Below are 13,522 nucleotides of genomic sequence, written 5' to 3'. Positions count from 1 at the left end.
CGAAGGTCGCACCTCCCGCGCGGCGCCGCCTCTTCGGCGCGAACTTCGGTCCGATCCCGGTCGCGAACCTCGTGCTGCTCGAGATCGGTCTCGCAATCGGGCTGATCCTCATCGCCATCAACCAGTCGCTGGTCTACGTCGCGATGGGCGTCGCGGGGGTGCTGCTCATCCTGGCGTTCCTGCGGTGGGGTGGCCAGTGGTTCACGCAGTGGGCCGGACTGACCGCCCAGTACACGTTCCGTTCGCATGAACGGGTGGCCGTGCCTCCGGAGCCGACCAGCGTCGAGGCGCTCGCCGCCGAGGACGAGGACAAGGTCATCGGGCCTGACGACGCTCGGGTCAATCTCCTGCGCCTCGCGGTGCCCGACCTTGTCGTCGCGCAGGGACGCGACCACGAGCATCAGGAGGTCGGATTCGCCTACCACGACGGCACCTGGACCGCCGTCCTGCTGGTCGAACCCACTCCGGCCTTGATCACTCAGGCGGGCGGCGCGCCGAGTCTGCCCCTGTCGTCGCTCGCGCCCTGTCTGGAAGACCGCGGCGTGGTGCTCGACTCCATTCAGATCACGTGGCACTGCTATCCCGGGAGCGCGGCTCTGCCCGCCGACTCGCCGGCACTGGCGTCCTATATGGAGGTCCTGGGGCCGCTTCCCGCGGCCGCTCGCCGGACCACGTGGGTGTCGGTCCGGCTCGACCCGAAACGCTGCCCCACGGCCGTACGGGAACGTGGTGGCGGCGTCGTGGGTGCGCACAGGGCTCTGATCGGGGCGCTGTCGCGCGTTCGCAACGCGTTGGAGTCGCACGGTGTGCCGACCCGCCCGCTGAGCCCGGACGAGCTGTTGCGCGCCGGAATTTCTGCCGCCGAACTGACGGGTGTCGCCGGCTCGAACACGAAGGTGCGCCTGCAGGAACGGTGGACGAGTGTGACGGCTGCCGGCATCGGCCACGCCAGCTACGCCATCACGGGTTGGCCCAAGGGCAAGATCACGACGAACCTGAACGCGCTGACGAGCGTCCGCGCGTTGTCCTCCACCGTCACGATGTCGATCTCGCCGTCCGACGAGGAGAACCGCATCGGTCTGCGGGGTGTCGTGCGTGTGAGCGCGCGGAACCCGCGGGAGCTCGATGCGAGTGACCAACGGCTGAACGCTCTGTCCGAGCGGGTCGGCGTGACGTTGACTCCGCTCCGTGGACGTCAGGCGGCCGGTTTCGCCGCCACCCTGCCGATGGGAGGCACCGCATGAGTGCGCGCGTGCACGACGCCAACAAGGCGATCGGTGTGTCGCCGGAGTTCGTGGTCGATCCGGCGCTGCTCGACGCGGTGAGCCCGTCCGGCGATCGTGGCGGGATCGTCCTCGGGTCGGGCCTGCAGGGCGAACCGCTGACGGTGTCCGCGCTGAGGGCGGCGCCGACCAGGATCGTGCTCGTCGGTGGCCTGTACCTGTCGCGACAGGTCGCCATGCGGGCCATGGCGGTGGGTGCGTGGGTGGTCATCGCGACGGGTCGACCGACGGCTTGGCACGTGCTGTCGAACGCGGCCGGGCAACAGCCGAACGGTCAGCCTTCGCAGCTCGTTCAGATTCGCCGGCTCTCGCCCGTGGAGCTTCCGCGTCCGTCCGAGGACGCGCCGCTGCTCGTCGTCCATGACGGCGGCCCGACGCCGCAGGATCTGTTCCCGCCAAGGTCGGCCTGGCAGACGACCGTGTACGTCCTGCCGTACCTGCACCCGCAGGCGGGCGCGTTGGCGAACGCCGCCGACCTGGTCTTGATGCAGCGTCTCCCGGCCGGCCAGGCGGAGCTGGCGGCTCGGATCTGGCGTCTGCCGCCTCAGATGATGCGCCAGTTGACGACGTTGAAGGACGACCAGGTGGTCGCGCTCGGCCGAAACCTGTGGCGTCCCCTGCGCCTCGTCACGACGGCGAAGGAACAACAGATCCTTGGCCCGATCCGCCGAGGAGACTAAAGAGCCCCGAGGTTCGCCAAGGGGGCGCGTTTAGCGGGCTAAACGCGCCCCCTTGGTCTTTCCTGGACTACGGCCCCGAGGACGCAGTCCTGTGGACAACTGGGTGCGTGTGTCCCCTGCTGTGGACAACTCGTCTGGTCCAGTATGCGTGGTCGGCAGGGCACGCAACTCTGCTGTCATGCCCTCCTCCGTCAACATCCACGACGTCTTCCGGGGCTCTGCCGCTCGCAAGCATGGCTATGTCACGGCAGCCCAGCTCCGCGGACCGCGGTTCCGGCGCCTCTTCCAGGACGTCTACGCCCCGGCGCATCTCCCTGTCACGCACGAACTCCGGTGTCGCGGCGCAGCGCTGATCGTTCCGGCTGAAGCGGTGGTGACCGGCCGGTCGGCGGCCACCATCCTCGGCGTCACGTTGGCCAAACCGTACGATCCCGTCGAGATCGTCGTTCCTGAGCAGCACCGCTTCGGCCCGGTGGCGGGTATCAGAGTTCGCCGCACCGCAGTGAGCTTCAAGGAATCGCGTCCATGGAACGGCATACGCATTGCCAAACCCGGAAGGACCGCGCTCGACCTGGCGCTACGGTTGTCCCCGCGCAACTACAGTTGGGTTCGCCGACTGCGTATCGCAGTGCCTGACTTGGACGCCTTCATCCGTTCCGGCCTGGTCACGGTGCGGCAGCTGCGACGTTCATGGCGAGGCCTCCGAAACCGCGGCATCAGGCTCGCGCGAGCAGCACTGTCGATGGTCGATCCGCGAGCGGAATCACTCCCAGAGTCGGAACTCCGCGTGGTGCTGCAGACGGGAGGTTTCCGCGTCGTTCCTCAACACTCGGTCGTCAAAAACGGCCGGGAAGTGGCACGTCTCGACCTCGCACTCAAGAACACGAAGACTGCCATCGAATACGACGGACGCTGGCACCGCAAACGTCGGCATGTTCGGCGCGACAAAGCACGCAGGAAACGCCTGATGGCGGAAGGCTGGACCTTCGTAGTCATCACCGCAGAAAAGCTCCAGGGCGACTACCGCAAGATCCTGGACGAGGTTCGACAGGCTCAGTCTCGGGCGGCTCGGTCGACGTCCGCCCAGTCCCGCAGATCTCTCGTCTTCTCGGCCCGCTCCGCGAGCTGGTCGTCCGGCGGATAATCGACCTTGACCAAAGTCAGACCGTGCGCAGGCGCGACCACGCTACTGCGTTCCTTGCCCTTCAAGAGTTCGGCCGGCCACGCGACAGGACGCCGTCCGTCCCCGACCCAGAGGAGCGCACCGACCAGGCTTCGGACCATGGAGTGGCAGAAGGCGTCGGCGGACACCGAGAGATGAAGCTCGTAGTCACCGACGCGCTCCCAGGACAACTCGAGGAGCTCCCGGATGGTCGTAGCACCCTCGCGCTTCTTGCAGAAGGCGGCGAAATCGTGCAACCCGAGTAGTTGAACTGCTGCCTCGTTCATCGCGTCGACGTCGAGCGCACGAGGCCACCCCACCGTGTCCCGGCGTCGAAGCGGACTGACGCCCCAAGGCGCATCGGACACCTGGTACCGGTAGTGACGTTTCGCGGCCGAAAAGCGGGCGTCGAAACCCTCGGGCGCGCGCGACACACGCAGCACACGAACATCAGCGGGCAGAATGCGGTTGAGCCGGTGACGGACACGATCCAAATCCGGGAGACCGTCAGGTGCCACGGGCAACCCGCGTCCGCGCGTTTCGCCCGCGAAACGCGTCACGTCCGCATGGACGACCTGACCGGCCGCGTGGACTCCCGCGTCCGTACGGCCTGCGACCACCACTGAGCCCGCAAAAGACGCCCCCGGGGGCTGCTTTCGCAGCGCGTCCTCCAGGACGCCTTGGACTGTGCGGCGGCCTGGTTGTTTCGCCCAGCCGGAGAAGTCCGTGCCGTCGTAGCTCAGGTCAATGCGCAGACGAGCGAGCCCGCCCTCCCCGGTGGGAACGGCGGGCTCGCTGTGAGAACTCGTCTCTGTCAGGACTCGTCCTTCTTGTCCGCGCCCTCGGCGGGCTCGTCCGTGGCGTCCTTGGTCGCCGACTCGGGCGCCTCGGCGTCCTGGTCGTCGGCGGCGGCCGCCTTGCTCGCGTCCGCCTTCGGCGCCTCGGCCTCGGCGTCCTTGGCGAACTTCGTCTTCTTGGCCGCCTCGGCCTCCGCCGTCACGGTCTTCTCCGACACCAGTTCGATGACCGCCATCTGGGCGTTGTCGCCCTTCCGCGGCAGCGTCTTGGTGATGCGGACGTAACCGCCGTTGCGGTCGACGAAGAAGGGGCCGATCTCAGCGATCAGCTTGTGCACGACGTCCTTGTTGCGGATCACCCGCATGAGCTGACGCCGGTTGTGCAGATCACCCTTCTTGGCCTTGGTGATCAGCTTTTCGGCGAGCGGACGCACGCGCTTGGCCTTGGCCTCGGTCGTCGTGATCTTGCCGTGCTCGAACAACGACGTCGCCAGGTTTGCCAACATCAACCGCTCGTGCGCGGGCGATCCGCCGAGACGGGGTCCCTTGGTCGGGGTGGGCATCGGTTCTCCTCGTTCAGCTGCGCAGCCGCAAGGTTACTTACAGCTGCTCCGTCTCTGCGTAGTCCTGGCCGTCGTCGTGGCCAGTGTCCGGAAGGCCCGGCGACGCCGGCTCCGCGCCCCAGGTCTCGGCAGTGCCGCCCTCGTAGGTCGACGCGGCAGCCGTGGGGTCGAATCCGGGCGGGCTGTCCTTCAGCGTGAGGCCGAGGCCGACGAGCTTCATCTTGACCTCGTCGATCGACTTGGCACCGAAGTTCCGGATGTCGAGCAGGTCCGCCTCGCTGCGCGAAACCAGCTCGCCAACGGTGTGAATCCCCTCGCGCTTCAGGCAGTTGTACGACCGCACCGTCAGGTCGAGGTCCTCGATCGGCATCGCGTAGGCCGCGATGGTGTCCGCCTCCTGCGGCGACGGACCGATCTCGATGCCCTCGGCGTCGACGTTCAGCTCGCGAGCGAGGCCGAACAGCTCGACCAGCGTCTTGCCCGCCGACGCGACGGCGTCCCTCGGGGTGATCGAGGGCTTGGTCTCGACGTCGAGCACGAGCTTATCGAAGTCGGTGCGCTGCTCGACACGCGTGGCCTCGACCTTGTAAGTCACCTTGAGCACCGGCGAGTAGATCGAGTCGATCGGGATACGACCGATCTCCGCACCGGCCTGCTTGTTCTGCAGCGCGGGGACGTACCCACGGCCGCGCTCGACGACCAGCTCGATCTCGAGCTTGCCCTTCGCGTTCAGGGACGCGATGTGCAGATCCGGGTTGTGCACGGTCACACCGGACGGCGGAACGATGTCGGCCGCGGTGACCTCACCCGGCCCCTGCTTACGCAGGTACATCGTGACGGGCTCGTCCTCCTCGGAGGACACCACGAGCTCCTTGAGGTTCAGGATGATCTCGGTGACGTCTTCCTTCACCCCGGGAACGGTGGTGAACTCGTGCAGCACACCGTCGATGCGGATGCTCGTGACCGCAGCACCCGGGATCGACGACAGCAGGGTCCGCCGAAGCGAGTTGCCCAAGGTGTAGCCGAAGCCGGGCTCGAGCGGCTCGATGGTGAACCGAGAGCGCGTCTCGTTGACCGTCTCCTCGCTGAGGGTCGGCCGCTGGGAAATCAGCACTGTTTCTCTTCCTTTCCTGCCGGCGCCCGCCATATGACGCCGAGAGGTGTGGCGTAGCGGCGGCGCACTCGGGGCGCCGCCGCCGGTCCGTGCCCGGCCGCAGCCGGGCACGGGCTCACTTCTTCGAGTAGTACTCGACGATCAGCTGTTCCTGGATCGGGACCTCGATCTGGGCCCGCTCCGGGAGCTGGTGCACGAGAACCCGGAGGTTCGAGGGCACGACCTGCAGCCAGGCCGGCACGGGCCGCTCGCCCAGCGCCTCCTTGGCAGCGACAAACGGCAGCGTCTTCAGCGACTTCGGACGCACGTCGATGATGTCGAACTTCGACACGCGGTAGCTCGGGATGTTCACCTTCTCGCCGTTGACGAGGAAGTGACCGTGGCTGACCAGCTGACGGGCCTGGCGACGCGTCCGGGCGAGCCCGGCGCGGTACACCACGTTGTCGAGCCGCGACTCGAGCAGCTGCAGCAGGTTCTCACCGGTCTTGCCGGTGCGCCGCGCAGCTTCCTCGTAGTAGCGCCGGAACTGGCGCTCGAGGATGCCGTAGGTGTGGCGAGCCTTCTGCTTCTCCTGCAGCTGGAGCAGGTACTCGCTCTCCTTGATCCGGCCACGGCCGTGCTGGCCGGGCGGGTAGGGGCGACGTTCGAAAGCCTTGTCGTTGCCGACGAGGTCAACCTTGAGCCGACGCGAGATACGAGTCGCGGGGCCGGTGTATCGAGCCATTAGTTCTTACTCCTCCCCGTTCCTCAGACCCGGCGCCGCTTCGGGGGGCGGCAGCCGTTGTGCGGCTGCGGGGTCACGTCCTGGATGGTGCCGACCTCGAGGCCAGCGGCCTGCAGCGAACGGATCGCCGTCTCCCGGCCGGAGCCCGGGCCCTTGACGAACACGTCGACCTTCTTCATGCCGTGCTCGGCGGCCTTGCGGGCCGCGTTCTCGGCAGCCATCTGGGCGGCGAACGGCGTCGACTTACGGGAGCCCTTGAAGCCGACGTGGCCCGAGGACGCCCACGAGATCACCGCGCCGTTGGGGTCGGTGATCGAGATGATCGTGTTGTTGAACGTGCTCTTGATGTGGGCGTGCCCGTGAACGACGTTCTTCTTTTCCTTACGCCGGACCTTCTTGGTCCCCGACGTACGAGACTTCGGTGGCATGGTCGGGTGGTTCTCCTCTTAGCGCGAGTTCTGCTGGTGAGCTGCCGCGGCTTCACGCTGCCCACGACGCATCAACGTGCCGGCGTCGGTGTACAGCTGACGCAGCGCCATCGGACGGGCGTAGAGAGCCTTCGGCGACATCGGGCCCGTACCGCGGCGCAGAACCGCGCCGGAACGAACTCGACTGCCGCGGGCACTCACTTCTTGCCTGCCTTCTTCTTGCCGGCGACCGTCTTCTTCGGGCCCTTGCGGGTACGGGCGTTGGTCTTGGTGCGCTGGCCGCGCACCGGCAGTCCACGGCGCCAACGAAGGCCTTCGTAGCAGCCGATCTCGATCTTCCGACGGATGTCGGCGTTCACCTCACGCCGGAGGTCACCCTCGACCTTGAAGTTCTCCTCGATGTACTCCCTCAGCTTCGCGAGCTCGTCGTCACTCAGGTCCTTCACCCGGGTGTCGGCGCTCACCTGCGTCGCCGCGAGGATTTCCTTCGAGCGAGTACGGCCGATGCCGTAGATGTAAGTCAGCGCGATCTCCATCCGCTTCTCGCGGGGGAGATCAACGCCAGCGAGTCGTGCCATTGGCGGTTGTGCTCCTTCGTTGCATCGTTCTTCGGGTCTGCTCCCTGCCCATCCCGGGACGACTCGCCGTCGTCCGACCGCTCTCGCGGACGGTGTCCCGGCCTCGGCCCGAAGTTCCGAGGGTGAACCGGGTCGTCACGACCCGGCAGGCGCGGGGAGGGTGTGCGATTGTGCTGTCAGAGCTCTGACGACGACCGCGATCAGCCCTGGCGCTGCTTGTGGCGCAGGTTGTCGCAGATGACCATGACGCGTCCGTGACGACGGACGATCTGGCACTTGTCGCAGATCTTCTTGACGCTCGGCTTGACCTTCACGTCTCCTGCTCTCCTGCTCGTGCTGAGTTGCTGCGCGCCCCCTGGCGGGAGTCACCTCCCACCACGCTCGCCCTGATCACTTGTAGCGATAGACGATGCGCCCACGGGACAAGTCGTAGGGCGAGAGCTCCACGACAACCCTGTCCTCCGGCAGGATGCGGATGTAGTGCTGCCGCATCTTGCCGCTGATGTGCGCCAGGACCTTGTGGCCGTTCTCCAGCTCGACGCGAAACATCGCGTTGGGGAGCGGCTCGATTACACGGCCCTCGACCTCGATGGCCCCATCCTTCTTCGCCATGTACTCCGCGTTTCGTGATCGGTTGAGCGTTCGAGTGCTTGCCTGGGTGGCACACACGTCACCCCGACCCCAAGCAGCCGGCAAGCACGTTGGAGCCGACGTGATGAGCACGCCGACTAGACAGTGTACGCAACGATTGTCAAGCCCGAACACGGGGCCGCCCGATCGGGAGGCCGGTCACGCTGAGTGTGGAGGGCCACACACCGCAGTTAGCCCGCGAAACGCGCGGGGACGGCGGGCCGTGGGGGTGGTGAACCGCGTTTCGCCCGCTAAACGCTGTCGGGCTCAGGCTCGGTGAGCACCCACGGGCCGTCCTCGGTGATGGCGACCGTGTGCTCCCAGTGAGCGGCCCTGGAACCGTCGGCGGTGACGACCGTCCAGCCGTCCTCCAGCTCCACGGTATCGGCCGACCCGCCCGTCAGCATCGGTTCGATCGCCAGTGCCATGCCGACGGCGAGCTTCGGACCCTTGCCGGGCTTGCCCACGTTCGGCAGGAACGGCTCCATGTGCATCTCACGTCCGATGCCGTGGCCGCCGTACTCGACGATCATCCCGTAGTCGACGCCGTGCTTCGCGCCCACCTCACGCGCTGCGGACTCGATGGCATGGGAGATGTCGGTCAGCCGGCCGCGGGGCGACACCGCATCGATACCGGCCAACATCGCCAGGCGCGTCGCCTCGGACAGCAGCCTGTCGCTCTCGGACACCTCGCCGATCTCGATCGTGACCGCCGAGTCGCCGTGCCACCCGTCGAGGATGGCACCGCAGTCGACGGAGAGCAGGTCGCCGTCGCCAAGCACCGTGTCCCGCGACGGAATGCCGTGAACGATCTGCTCGTTCACCGACGCGCAGATCGACGCCGGGAAGCCGTGGTAGCCCTTGAAGGACGGGATGGCACCCGCGTCCCGGATGACCTGTTCGGCGAGCTCGTCGAGCTCCCCCGTGCTCACACCGGGCCTCGCCGCCTCCGTCACGGCCTTCAGAGTGCGCGCGACCACGAGGCCGGCAGCACGCATCGCCTCCAACTCACCGGAGGTCTTGATCTCGATCATCCGCCGCCGTCGAAACATTCCGAACACGAAGTCGCCGACTCAGGACCGCTTGCCCAGGGCGTCGAGCACCCTGCTCGACACCTCGTCGACGTCACCGACACCGTCCACGGTGACGAGGATGTCGCCGTAGTACTCCAGCAGCGGCGCGGTCTCCGACCGGTACACCTGCTGCCGACGTCGGATGACGTCCTCGGTGTCGTCGCTGCGGCCACGACCGAGCAGCCGCTCGACGAGCACGTCCTCGGGCACCTTCAGCTCGATGACGGCGTCGAGGGTCTGCTCCGCTTCCTTGAGCATCTCCGCCAGCACGTCGGCCTGCCTGGTCGTTCGAGGGAACCCGTCGAGCAGGAACCCGGCCTTGGCGTCCGGCTCCGCCAGCCGCTCGCGCACCATCTCGTTGGTCACGGTGTCCGGCACGAGCTCGCCCGAGTCGAGGTAGCGCTTCGCTTCCCTGCCGAGCGGCGTCTCGTCACCGACGTGCTTGCGGAAGAGGTCGCCCGTCGAGATGTGTGGGATCCCCAGCCGCTTCGACAGCGCCGCCGCCTGTGTGCCTTTACCTGCCCCAGGCGGGCCGACGAGAACTACACGCGTCATCGGAGGAACCCTTCGTAGTTACGCTGCATGAGCTGGCTTTCGATCTGCTTCACGGTGTCGAGACCGACACCGACCATGATCAGCACAGCTGTTCCGCCGAACGGGAAGTTCTGGTTGTTCCCTTCGCCGGTGACTGACAAGAAGAAGTTCGGCAGGATCGCGACGATACCGAGGTAGATCGACCCGGGGAGCGTGATGCGGCTCAGCACGAACCCGAGGTACTCGGCAGTGGGTCGGCCCGGACGGATGCCGGGGATGAAGCCGCCGAACTTCTTCATCTCCTCTGCACGATCGTCCACGTTGAACGTGATCGTGATGTAGAAGTACGTGAAGAAAATGATCATCGCGAAGTACAACGCGATGTGGACCCAGTGCGACTGGTTCGTGACGTAGTTCTGCAGGAACCGCTGCCAGCCGGACGCCTGGTTCGGGTCGCCGATGAGCTGCCCGAGCAGGTCGGGCAGGTACAGCAGCGACGACGCGAAGATGACCGGGATGACACCCGCCTGGTTCACCTTGATCGGCAGGTAGGTCGACGTGCCGCCGTACATCCGGCGACCGATCATGCGCTTCGCGTACTGCACCGGGATCCGGCGCTGACCCTGCTCGACGAAGATGACGCTCGCGATGATCGCCAGCGCGAGCAGGCAGATGAAGAAGAAGGTCAGGCCACCCTGGTTGCTCAGGATGTTGCCGCCCTCGGCCGGGATCTGCGCGGCGATGTTCAGGAAGATCAGCAGCGACATGCCGTTGCCGACACCGCGCTCGGTGATGAGCTCGCCGAGCCACATCATCACCGCGGTGCCCGCCGTCATCGTGAGGACGGTGAGCGCGAGGCTGTAGACGCTGTTGTCCGGCAGCACCGGCTGGTCGCAGTTGCCGAACAGCTGACCGCGGTCGGCGAGCGCGACGACACCCGTGGCCTGGAGGATCGCCAGAGCGATCGTGAGGTATCGCGTGTACTGCGTGAGCTTGCCCTGACCGGCCTGCCCCTCACGCTTGAGCTCCTCGAACCGAGGAATCACCACGGTCAGAAGCTGCACGATGATGCTCGCCGTGATGTAAGGCATGATGCCCGTGGCGAAGATCGAGAGCTGTAGGAGCGCGCCACCGCTGAACAGATTCAGCAGGGAGAACACGTTCTGATCCTCGACCTGCGCCTGGCACGCCTGCACGTTCGGGTAGGAGACCCCGGGCGCCGGCGTGACCGCACCGATCCGGTACACGGCCACGATCATCAGCGTGAACAGGATCTTCTTGCGCAGGTCCGGCGTCGCGAGAGCCGAGCGGAAGGCGCTGAGCACGCGGGGGACCTCCTCGGCGTCGTCGGCGAACCGACGAACGGCTTTGGCCGGCATGGGACCGGCTGGACACTTCGTCACTGGCGGCAAGCCAGACACGCTCGAGACACAACGGCCCAAGCGTGGGTCCGACTTTAACAGCATCACCGCGGGGTGCCGCATCTAGTGCAGTGTTTCCACACCCCACACACGGCCGCGCTACGACGAAAGTCGACAGTCACGGCTACGAAAGGAGTACCGGACTCCTCCGGGAAATCGGTCCCGACGGGACGCCCCGCTCTGTGGACGACGCCCACGAACCGCGTTTCGCGGGCAGAACGCGGTCAGGACACACGACAAGGCCCGCCGGTCCATTGTGCTGGTCCGGCGGGCCTTGTCAGAGCGTTGCTCGGGATCGATCTCAGAGCGTGGTGACGGAGCCGCCCGCTGCCTCGATCTTCTCCTTCGCGGACTTCGAGAACGCGTCGGCCGTGACGTCGAACTTCACGCCGTCCACGTCGCCGTCGCCCAGGACCTTCACAAGTTCACTCTTGTGGACCAGTCCAGAAGCGACGAGCTCGTCCTTGCCGATCTTCCCGCCCTCGGGGAACACGCGGACGAGGTCGCCCACGTTGATTCCCTGGTACTCGGTGCGGAACCGGTTCTTGAATCCACGCAGCTTGGGCAGCCGCATGTGGATGGGCATCTGCCCACCTTCGAAGCCCGCGGGCACGTTCTTCCGGGCCTTGGTGCCCTTCGTACCGCGACCCGCCGTCTTGCCCTTCGAACCCTCACCGCGGCCGACGCGGATCTTGTCGCGCTTGGCGCCGGGGGCAGGCTTCAGGTGGTGGATCTTGATGGCCATTACTTGACCTCCTCCACGGTCACCAGGTGCCGGACCGTGTGGATGAGGCCACGCACCTGCGGCGTGTCCTCACGCACCACGGACTGCCGGATCTTGCGCAGACCGAGGGTACGGAGCGACGCCCGGTGGTTCTGCTTGGTCCCGATCGTGCTCTTCGTCTGGGTGATCTTCAGCTGAGCCATGTCAGACCCCCTGCCCCGCACGCTGACGCAGCATCCGGGCCGGAGCGACGTCCTCGAGCGGCAGACCACGACGAGCGGCGACCTCTTCGGGACGCTGCAGGTCCTTCAGGGCCCGCACGGTCGCGTGCACGATGTTGATCGCGTTGTCGCTGCCGAGCGACTTCGACAACACGTCCTGGATGCCAGCGCACTCCAGCACGGCACGGACGGCGCCACCGGCGATCACACCGGTACCGGCGCTGGCCGGACGGAGCAGCACGACACCGGCGGCCTCCTCACCCTGGACGGGGTGCGGGATGGTGCCGCCGATCCGAGGAACGCGGAAGAAGTTCTTCTTCGCCTCCTCGACACCCTTGGCGATGGCCGCGGGAACTTCCTTGGCCTTGCCGTAGCCGACACCGACCTGGCCGTCGCCGTCACCGACAACCACCAGCGCGGTGAAGCTGAAGCGACGACCACCCTTGACGACCTTGGCCACGCGGTTGATCGCTACGACGCGCTCGAGGTGCGGGGTCTTGTCCTGGGCCGCCCCGCCACGGCCACCGTCACGACGGTCCCTGCGGTCCCGGCCACCGCGCTCGCGGTCGCCCGATCCGCCCTGGCCGCCGGATTGCCGCGTACGTCCCGGCATCAGGCGTTCCTTCCGTTCTCGAGAATCTTGCTCATGTCAGAACTCCAACCCGCCCTCTCGGGCGGCATCCGCCAGAGCGGCGATCCGACCGTGGTAGGCGTTGCCACCGCGGTCGAACACCACCTTGGAGACGCCCGCCGCCTTGGCGCGGGCCGCGACCAACTCGCCGACCTTGGCGGCCTTGGCCTTCTTGTCGCCCTCGACGGCCTGGACGTCCGCCTCGAGGCTGGACGCGGAGGCCAGGGTGTGCCCCGCCAGGTCGTCGATCAGCTGAACGACGATGTGCCGCGAGGAGCGCTTCACCGACATCCGCGGACGCGCCGCAGTGCCGTGGATCTTCTTGCGCAGCCGGTTGTGTCGACGGATCTTGCCAGCACGACGACGGGTGGAGACGTCCTTGCCGATCGGCTTGCGCTTCGTAACCGTTTCGCTCATGATCACTTACCCGTCTTCCCGACCTTGCGGCGAATGCGCTCACCCTCGTAGCGCAAGCCCTTGCCCTTGTACGGGTCCGGGCGACGCAGACGCCGGATGACCGCCGCGATCTGGCCGACCTTCTGCTTGTCGATGCCGGACACGGAGAACTTGGTCGGGCTCTCGACCTTGAAGGTGATGCCCTCCGGAGCCTTGATCAGCACCGGGTGGCTGTAGCCGAGGGCGAACTCGAGGTCCGACCCCTTGGCCTGCACGCGGTAACCGACTCCGTGGATCTCCATCCGCTTCTCGTAGCCCTGCGTCACACCGATGACCAGGTTGTTCACCAAGGTCCTGGTGAGACCGTGCAGCGCGCGGCTCTCCCGCTCGTCGTCGGGACGCTTCACCAGCAGCGAGCCGTCCTCACCGCGTTCCACGGTGATCGGCTCGGCGACCCGGTGGTCGAGCGTGCCCTTCGGGCCCTTGACCGTGATGTGCTGCCCGTCGATGGTCACATCGACCCCGGAGGGGACGGTGATCGGCAGCTTACCGATGCGTGACAT

General features: G+C 66.8%; 20 protein-coding genes. 3 read left to right on the top strand and 17 right to left on the bottom strand.

Features of this window, described 5'->3' with window-relative positions; genetic code table 11:
- The first annotated feature begins 53 nt into the window (after window positions 1-53).
- The 3 genes from eccE to JAV51_RS11405 all read left to right on the top strand — a co-directional run bounded on the left by eccE (window position 54) and on the right by JAV51_RS11405 (window position 3,107).
- On the top strand, window positions 54-1,244 hold the full coding sequence (gene eccE / locus JAV51_RS11415) for a type VII secretion protein EccE (RefSeq protein WP_197320772.1): 1,191 nt from the start codon (window positions 54-56) through the stop codon (window positions 1,242-1,244).
- Entirely contained in the window at window positions 1,241-1,963 is a 723-nt protein-coding gene (locus tag JAV51_RS11410; RefSeq protein ID WP_197320664.1) for a hypothetical protein, read from the top strand. The genes eccE and JAV51_RS11410 overlap by 4 nt, the downstream gene beginning before the upstream one ends.
- A 178-nt stretch (window positions 1,964-2,141) precedes the next feature.
- Window positions 2,142-3,107: an endonuclease domain-containing protein gene (locus tag JAV51_RS11405; protein ID WP_197320663.1), complete on the top strand. Its 966-nt coding sequence runs from the start codon at window positions 2,142-2,144 to the stop codon at window positions 3,105-3,107.
- On the opposite strand, the gene truA is transcribed toward JAV51_RS11405, so the two are convergent.
- The 17 genes from truA to rplF form a co-directional block, all read right to left on the bottom strand.
- Entirely contained in the window at window positions 3,017-3,943 is a 927-nt protein-coding gene (gene truA / locus JAV51_RS11400) for a tRNA pseudouridine(38-40) synthase TruA (RefSeq protein ID WP_197320771.1), read from the bottom strand. The two genes, JAV51_RS11405 and truA, sit on opposite strands and share 91 nt — an antisense overlap.
- Entirely contained in the window at window positions 3,940-4,485 is a 546-nt protein-coding gene (rplQ, locus tag JAV51_RS11395) for a 50S ribosomal protein L17 (protein ID WP_197320662.1), read from the bottom strand. Before rplQ ends, truA begins: the two co-directional genes overlap by 4 nt.
- 37 nt (window positions 4,486-4,522) lie before the next feature.
- Complete coding sequence (locus JAV51_RS11390) at window positions 4,523-5,599, bottom strand: DNA-directed RNA polymerase subunit alpha (RefSeq protein WP_197320661.1); 1,077 nt, start codon at window positions 5,597-5,599, stop codon at window positions 4,523-4,525.
- A 115-nt stretch (window positions 5,600-5,714) separates the two neighbouring features.
- Entirely contained in the window at window positions 5,715-6,323 is a 609-nt protein-coding gene (gene rpsD, locus JAV51_RS11385; RefSeq protein ID WP_197320660.1) for a 30S ribosomal protein S4, read from the bottom strand.
- 23 nt (window positions 6,324-6,346) lie between these two features.
- Window positions 6,347-6,751, bottom strand: a complete 405-nt coding sequence (rpsK, locus tag JAV51_RS11380; RefSeq protein WP_197320659.1) for a 30S ribosomal protein S11 — start codon at window positions 6,749-6,751, stop codon at window positions 6,347-6,349.
- An 18-nt stretch (window positions 6,752-6,769) separates the two neighbouring features.
- Complete coding sequence (locus JAV51_RS20455) at window positions 6,770-6,952, bottom strand: hypothetical protein (protein WP_307845864.1); 183 nt, start codon at window positions 6,950-6,952, stop codon at window positions 6,770-6,772.
- Window positions 6,949-7,329, bottom strand: coding sequence for a 30S ribosomal protein S13 (rpsM, locus tag JAV51_RS11375; RefSeq protein ID WP_197320658.1), 381 nt, complete (start codon window positions 7,327-7,329; stop codon window positions 6,949-6,951). The genes JAV51_RS20455 and rpsM overlap by 4 nt, the downstream gene beginning before the upstream one ends.
- A gap of 200 nt (window positions 7,330-7,529) precedes the next feature.
- Window positions 7,530-7,643: a 50S ribosomal protein L36 gene (rpmJ, locus tag JAV51_RS11370; protein ID WP_197320657.1), complete on the bottom strand. Its 114-nt coding sequence runs from the start codon at window positions 7,641-7,643 to the stop codon at window positions 7,530-7,532.
- Between the two features lie 76 nt (window positions 7,644-7,719).
- Complete coding sequence (gene infA / locus JAV51_RS11365) at window positions 7,720-7,941, bottom strand: translation initiation factor IF-1 (protein ID WP_005443304.1); 222 nt, start codon at window positions 7,939-7,941, stop codon at window positions 7,720-7,722.
- A gap of 269 nt (window positions 7,942-8,210) precedes the next feature.
- Entirely contained in the window at window positions 8,211-8,993 is a 783-nt protein-coding gene (gene map / locus JAV51_RS11360) for a type I methionyl aminopeptidase (protein ID WP_197320656.1), read from the bottom strand.
- Window positions 8,994-9,032: 39 nt separating this feature from the next.
- The gene (locus JAV51_RS11355; protein ID WP_197320655.1) at window positions 9,033-9,587 is read right to left on the bottom strand and encodes an adenylate kinase; all 555 of its coding nucleotides are present in this window, start codon (window positions 9,585-9,587) and stop codon (window positions 9,033-9,035) included.
- Window positions 9,584-10,891: a preprotein translocase subunit SecY gene (gene secY, locus JAV51_RS11350; protein WP_197320770.1), complete on the bottom strand. Its 1,308-nt coding sequence runs from the start codon at window positions 10,889-10,891 to the stop codon at window positions 9,584-9,586. Before secY ends, JAV51_RS11355 begins: the two co-directional genes overlap by 4 nt.
- A gap of 397 nt (window positions 10,892-11,288) precedes the next feature.
- Window positions 11,289-11,732, bottom strand: a complete 444-nt coding sequence (gene rplO / locus JAV51_RS11345; protein ID WP_197320654.1) for a 50S ribosomal protein L15 — start codon at window positions 11,730-11,732, stop codon at window positions 11,289-11,291.
- Window positions 11,732-11,914 carry a 50S ribosomal protein L30 gene (rpmD, locus tag JAV51_RS11340; protein ID WP_005461381.1) on the bottom strand — a complete coding sequence of 61 codons (183 nt, stop codon included), beginning with the start codon at window positions 11,912-11,914 and terminating at the stop codon, window positions 11,732-11,734. The genes rplO and rpmD overlap by 1 nt, the downstream gene beginning before the upstream one ends.
- 1 nt (window position 11,915) lies before the next feature.
- Window positions 11,916-12,545 carry a 30S ribosomal protein S5 gene (gene rpsE / locus JAV51_RS11335; RefSeq protein WP_197320653.1) on the bottom strand — a complete coding sequence of 210 codons (630 nt, stop codon included), beginning with the start codon at window positions 12,543-12,545 and terminating at the stop codon, window positions 11,916-11,918.
- A 36-nt stretch (window positions 12,546-12,581) separates the two neighbouring features.
- Window positions 12,582-12,980 carry a 50S ribosomal protein L18 gene (gene rplR / locus JAV51_RS11330; protein WP_197320652.1) on the bottom strand — a complete coding sequence of 133 codons (399 nt, stop codon included), beginning with the start codon at window positions 12,978-12,980 and terminating at the stop codon, window positions 12,582-12,584.
- 2 nt (window positions 12,981-12,982) lie between these two features.
- A complete protein-coding gene (gene rplF / locus JAV51_RS11325; protein ID WP_197320651.1) occupies window positions 12,983-13,522 on the bottom strand; it encodes a 50S ribosomal protein L6 in 540 nt (179 codons plus the stop codon).

The sequence above is a fragment of the Saccharomonospora sp. NB11 genome, from assembly GCF_015910535.1.
GTDB lineage: Bacteria > Actinomycetota > Actinomycetes > Mycobacteriales > Pseudonocardiaceae > Saccharomonospora.
Note: the sequence above shows the minus strand (reverse complement) of the source record. Positions and strands in the feature narration are given on the sequence as shown.

Coding starts and splice junctions, on each gene's coding strand:
- infA (WP_005443304.1), bottom strand. CDS start 7,941: ATGGCGAAGAAGGATGGGGCCATCGAGGTCGAGGGCCGTGTAATCGAG.
- rplF (WP_197320651.1), bottom strand. CDS start 13,522: ATGTCACGCATCGGTAAGCTGCCGATCACCGTCCCCTCCGGGGTCGAT.
- map (WP_197320656.1), bottom strand. CDS start 8,993: ATGATCGAGATCAAGACCTCCGGTGAGTTGGAGGCGATGCGTGCTGCC.
- JAV51_RS11405 (WP_197320663.1), top strand. CDS start 2,142: ATGCCCTCCTCCGTCAACATCCACGACGTCTTCCGGGGCTCTGCCGCT.
- rpsM (WP_197320658.1), bottom strand. CDS start 7,329: ATGGCACGACTCGCTGGCGTTGATCTCCCCCGCGAGAAGCGGATGGAG.
- rpsD (WP_197320660.1), bottom strand. CDS start 6,323: ATGGCTCGATACACCGGCCCCGCGACTCGTATCTCGCGTCGGCTCAAG.
- rpmD (WP_005461381.1), bottom strand. CDS start 11,914: ATGGCTCAGCTGAAGATCACCCAGACGAAGAGCACGATCGGGACCAAG.
- rpsE (WP_197320653.1), bottom strand. CDS start 12,545: ATGCCGGGACGTACGCGGCAATCCGGCGGCCAGGGCGGATCGGGCGAC.
- rplO (WP_197320654.1), bottom strand. CDS start 11,732: ATGGCCATCAAGATCCACCACCTGAAGCCTGCCCCCGGCGCCAAGCGC.
- rpsK (WP_197320659.1), bottom strand. CDS start 6,751: ATGCCACCGAAGTCTCGTACGTCGGGGACCAAGAAGGTCCGGCGTAAG.
- JAV51_RS11355 (WP_197320655.1), bottom strand. CDS start 9,587: ATGACGCGTGTAGTTCTCGTCGGCCCGCCTGGGGCAGGTAAAGGCACA.
- rplQ (WP_197320662.1), bottom strand. CDS start 4,485: ATGCCCACCCCGACCAAGGGACCCCGTCTCGGCGGATCGCCCGCGCAC.
- JAV51_RS11410 (WP_197320664.1), top strand. CDS start 1,241: ATGAGTGCGCGCGTGCACGACGCCAACAAGGCGATCGGTGTGTCGCCG.
- rplR (WP_197320652.1), bottom strand. CDS start 12,980: ATGAGCGAAACGGTTACGAAGCGCAAGCCGATCGGCAAGGACGTCTCC.